Source organism: Zoogloea sp. LCSB751 (genome assembly GCF_002028455.1).
Lineage (GTDB): Bacteria > Pseudomonadota > Gammaproteobacteria > Burkholderiales > Rhodocyclaceae > Zoogloea.
Genome location: NZ_MWUM01000088.1, coordinates 1 through 494 on the forward strand (window position 1 = coordinate 1; position 494 = coordinate 494).

Genomic DNA, 494 nt, shown 5'->3' on the forward strand with positions numbered 1-494 from the left:
CCTAGCGCGAAGATCGACATCCGCTCCGGCCTGCCGGCCCTGCGCCAGGGCTGGATCGAAGAGCGCGGTGACACCGAAGTGCTGCCCGACCTGTCCTCCGAATTCGGCCGCGCCCGTGCCGCCGACCCCAAGCTCGACGAGCTGCGCTTCCCCGGCCTGCACCGCAAGCCCCGCCGTGCGCTGCCCGGGAAGAACGTCTCCCAGATGCACTACGCCCGCCAGGGGATCATCACCCCGGAGATGGAATTCGTCGCCATCCGCGAGAACGTCAACCGCCAGGCCTACCTCGAGAGCCTGCGCGCCACCGGCCCGCAGGGCGAGAAGATGGCTGCCCTCCTGACCCGCCAGCACAAGGGCCAGGACTTCGGTGCCGCCATTCCGGGCGAAATCACCCCCGAGTTCGTGCGCTCTGAGGTTGCCCGCGGCCGCGCCATCATCCCCAACAACATCAACCATCCCGAGTCCGAGCCGATGATCATCGGCCGCAACTTCCT

At 68.4% G+C, this 494-nt stretch carries 1 protein-coding gene; it reads left to right on the plus strand.

The features are described 5' to 3' along the window. Positions 1–494: phosphomethylpyrimidine synthase ThiC (locus B4920_RS30665; RefSeq protein ID WP_254051066.1), on the plus strand; the 494-nt coding region annotated here is incomplete at both ends.